This window comes from Paenibacillus sp. 01L418, from assembly GCF_056400045.1.
Genome location: NZ_JBFTSN010000569.1, coordinates 1 through 3,480, shown reverse-complemented (window position 1 = coordinate 3,480; position 3,480 = coordinate 1). Strand labels below are relative to the sequence as shown.

General features: G+C 44.6%; 8 protein-coding genes. 3 read left to right on the top strand and 5 right to left on the bottom strand.

Features of this window, described 5'->3' with window-relative positions:
• The coding region (locus AC1DSE_RS32840; protein WP_477528880.1) for a putative sulfate exporter family transporter at positions 1-363 on the top strand (363 nt) is incomplete at its 5' end.
• Positions 364-416: 53 nt separating this feature from the next.
• On the opposite strand, the gene AC1DSE_RS32835 is transcribed toward AC1DSE_RS32840, so the two are convergent.
• From AC1DSE_RS32835 to AC1DSE_RS32815, 5 genes are read right to left on the bottom strand one after another with little or no spacing between them, the layout of a single operon-like run.
• Positions 417-854, bottom strand: coding sequence for a spore germination protein GerPE (locus AC1DSE_RS32835; protein ID WP_477510503.1), 438 nt, complete (start codon positions 852-854; stop codon positions 417-419).
• An 8-nt stretch (positions 855-862) separates the two neighbouring features.
• Entirely contained in the window at positions 863-1,075 is a 213-nt protein-coding gene (locus AC1DSE_RS32830; protein ID WP_144376705.1) for a spore gernimation protein GerPD, read from the bottom strand.
• The gene (gene gerPC, locus AC1DSE_RS32825; protein ID WP_477510504.1) at positions 1,075-1,743 is read right to left on the bottom strand and encodes a spore germination protein GerPC; all 669 of its coding nucleotides are present in this window, start codon (positions 1,741-1,743) and stop codon (positions 1,075-1,077) included. Before gerPC ends, AC1DSE_RS32830 begins: the two co-directional genes overlap by 1 nt.
• A 41-nt stretch (positions 1,744-1,784) precedes the next feature.
• The gene (locus AC1DSE_RS32820; RefSeq protein ID WP_441886115.1) at positions 1,785-1,988 is read right to left on the bottom strand and encodes a spore germination protein GerPB; all 204 of its coding nucleotides are present in this window, start codon (positions 1,986-1,988) and stop codon (positions 1,785-1,787) included.
• Positions 1,985-2,212: a spore germination protein gene (locus AC1DSE_RS32815; RefSeq protein WP_054024261.1), complete on the bottom strand. Its 228-nt coding sequence runs from the start codon at positions 2,210-2,212 to the stop codon at positions 1,985-1,987. The genes AC1DSE_RS32820 and AC1DSE_RS32815 overlap by 4 nt, the downstream gene beginning before the upstream one ends.
• Positions 2,213-2,364: 152 nt before the next feature.
• Here AC1DSE_RS32815 and AC1DSE_RS32810 point away from each other — a divergent pair, with 152 nt between their 5' ends.
• Entirely contained in the window at positions 2,365-2,790 is a 426-nt protein-coding gene (locus AC1DSE_RS32810) for an Hsp20/alpha crystallin family protein (protein ID WP_076266928.1), read from the top strand.
• Between the two features lie 387 nt (positions 2,791-3,177).
• Complete coding sequence (locus AC1DSE_RS32805) at positions 3,178-3,402, top strand: hypothetical protein (RefSeq protein WP_076266930.1); 225 nt, start codon at positions 3,178-3,180, stop codon at positions 3,400-3,402.
• Positions 3,403-3,480: the final 78 nt, after the last annotated feature.

Sequence of the window (3,480 nt, the reverse complement as noted above, 5' to 3'; positions counted from 1 at the left end):
GTAAAGATGACTCGCGTAGCGCTGCTTGTCCCTGTCGCGATTATTATTGGAATTTGGAATGGCCGCAAAGCCAATAAAGCACAAAAAATGAGCTTAAAGCAATTGCCGATTCCATGGTTTATCGTTGGATTTCTTGCCATGAGCGGAGWTAATACGTTAGGCATAATTCCTGCCGCAGCTACTGCGAATCTGATTGTCGCCGCTTATTTTCTTATTGCAATGGCAATGGCAGGACTTGGTCTCGGCGTCGATTTTGTCGTATTTAAGAAGCTTGGGAAAAAACCATTTATTGCGGGATTCATTGGCTCTGTGCTGCTAGCCGGGCTCGGATTGCTGCTTGTKCATATTTTTCAATTGGCATAGAAAAGACAAGAAAAAGTCCGCAGGCWTACAGTGCCATAGCGGACTTTATTTGCTCAACCTTGAGAGAGAGCGGAATTTTGACGGGGGTACTGCCGAATATGCTTGATTCGTGATTCTCCGTTCAGAGTCACTCCGTTGCCGATCTGAATGCTCGCTGCTGAGCCGGATGCAATGACTTGTATGTATCCGACTGTAATATTCGGCGCACAATTGGTTCGAAACAGCTCAATACCACCAGCATTATCAAATTCCGGTTCACTGATAACGGGCAGCGGGCGTGAAAAAAGCTCATAGGATTCAAAAAAAACTTTGCCTGAAGTCAGATGATCTTCTTTCCGCTGCACCGCTAGTGCTCGAAGCTTGGCGTTGGTCACAGCGCGATCACCAAGCTGTACAATACCTGCCTGACCAACGGTTATTATACGTAAGAACCCAACAGTTGCGGTTCGAACATGAAAGGTATTGATAGATTGATCATTGATTCGATTCATGATGCCACCTAGCTTCCCCCAAAAGTTCCGCTAGACTCTTCTTCCGGAAGCGGAAATGGAGCAATCGGTCCAACAATGACAGATTCAGGCGGTGTATCGAACATCGAATATAAGTTTACGTTATCGGTGTCCCCAACTTGCAGCATCGAGGCACTGGATACGCCGAGTACTTCAATTTGACCAACACTAAGCAGATGATTAACGACTTTAAAATACAGCATTATGACATTCCTCCGGTAGATGGGGAGTTGTTTTGCAGCTCTCGCATATATGCGAGCAATGCAGCGTCGGCATCCCTTTTTGTTTTGGACAGAACGGTAGCTGTGACTGCATTGTTGTCAATCGCGGCTGGTTGAGCATCGCTGCCTCGATCTGTTTTTTGCATATAGTACTGAATGCGAGCAGGAACTTGTTTGCGGACATCATTTATAATAATTTGTCGATGATAGGGATCTAGTGGAATTTGGAGCTCGTTTTCGTAGGAAAGCAGCTTTTGCTGAGCTTCCATATCCAAATAGCGAGTCATCCCAGCATAAATATCATTGTATAGCCCATTTTGTGGCGGTGTAGGTGAGGCTGTAGTTGGGAAAGTAGGCGTATTTGATACGGTCATCTGTTCAATGCTTCCAGGGATAGAATCATCTCCGATGCCTGGCGCGGTCATCCCGATATTCAGTGTGCCGTCCAGCTTCTCAACTTTCAATTGATCAAAATGATATTGAATGCCGTCTATATGGTAAGTAGGGCGCGCTTCGAGCTGCTTTACTTGTTCACATAAAGCGTTGACCTTTGCTTCAAGTGCATCCAGCCGCTCACAATGCTCGTTAAGCTTATTTTGTACTTCAAGTGACCATATTTGCCACGGGGAAAGTGGATTGTTTTGCTGCATGATACTTGCACCTCCTACTCGTAATGAGTTCTAATTTCCGCTTAATTAGGGTTAGGCAGTGGGACGAAGGAAAGCGGATTATCTGAGGATAACTCTGGAGCAGGCTCAGTGAACCCGCCCGAATTATAGAGCTGTGACAATGAACGTATGGATCCGGCACTGCCGACCTGCAGGACGGAGCTGTTCGATATGCTGTCGACACGTAGCTGATGAATTGTAATTTGCTGATGAATGGTCAGGCTCATATTGCACTCACATCATTATTCGAGCTATCTTGCACATCCGGATCAAGGGTGTTTGTTGCGCTGACAGCGTTATTTGAGTTCGTTAAGCTTCCGGTTAGGAATGATCCTGATCCCGCATACGTCTTGGAAGTGCTATTTGGCGACACTTCCAGGGCGTCTCCAAATTGAATAATGGAGCCGGAGCCAACGCTAACAATTTTGACAAAACCTACGACAGCTGGCATGAGCATCCTCCCTTTGTATAGATGATTTTTGATAAATGGATTGTTTATGGTATAGCTTATGCGGCATTCGCCCAGAGGTTACTATCCAGAAAGTATCCTGAAACGCTCAAGGCGCATATGCTGGTAGAAGTGCTGGAAGGCGGGTGTTTGCTGTGGCATCTAAATGGGATGATATGGAACGGTGGATGGAGAAGCAGCAGATGCCGAAAGGCTTTGAGCTGCTGCGCGAACCGGCTTGGGTAGAGCAATATGTGCGTAAAATGATGACCAAAGCACTGCCCGAAGCGGCTGGTGTTATGATTGGAGGAGGCTCAGCCGCCTTTTCTGAAACACGTCATTTTTTGAATGTGAAGATTACATTGCCGGAAGGCTTTGATAAAGAGCAGCTGCGGTTGTTCGTAAGGGAAGATCGGCTGCGTCTGGATGGACTGCCGAGCGGTAAGCCGGAGACGATCAAGCTGCCTAAGTTTGTGAAGCCAAAGGTGTGCAAAACATTAGTGAAAGACAATTTTATGCACGTGAAGCTTCAGAAGAGGCCAACCAATCGTACCTATCATGAAGCGATTATTCGCTGGTAGTTAACGTATGGAGGAACAGGAAGGGCACAAATCTAGATGAGATGTGCTCTTTTTGTCACGAAATCGACAGGTATTACAGCTGGCTAAAGGCTTCGCTATCCCTTATAATGTCTAATGAACATGTACATATTAGTAAAAAGGGAGTGTGTTCAGTGTCCTTAGTCGATGTAAGCAGTGTTTCTGCTTCGTTATTCATACTTGGAATCGTTTTTTTAATGCTTATTTTCGGTTTGCTGAGCTTTGGTATCCTGCGGATGTTTCAGCAAAAATTTCGTACAGGCTGGTTTAGTTTTGCAGGAGCGGTCGTGAGTTTTGTAGTCTTCATGTACATATTAAATAAGTGGTATCTATAATTTTTTATAGCTGATCACGACCGGAGGTAAGGGCTTGACCTGGACAATTATATGGTTTTTTATTAACATGCTGTTCGTCGTTTCCATTATCAGTTATATGTTTATGCATCGCTCGTACTCGGAATCGAAACGGCTCTCCAATGATTCCGCGTTAATTAATAAGCTCAATACTAGGCGGAAGCTCGTTGGCATTATTAGTATCTTGTTATTTGTAGCGATGTCAGCTAGCTTTATGATCAACATGAGATTAAATGGTTAAATGGAGGCTCTCATTGACGAGAGCTTTTTTTAAATATAAGACTTTATAAGTTTTATTGCTTATAATGGACTTATATCA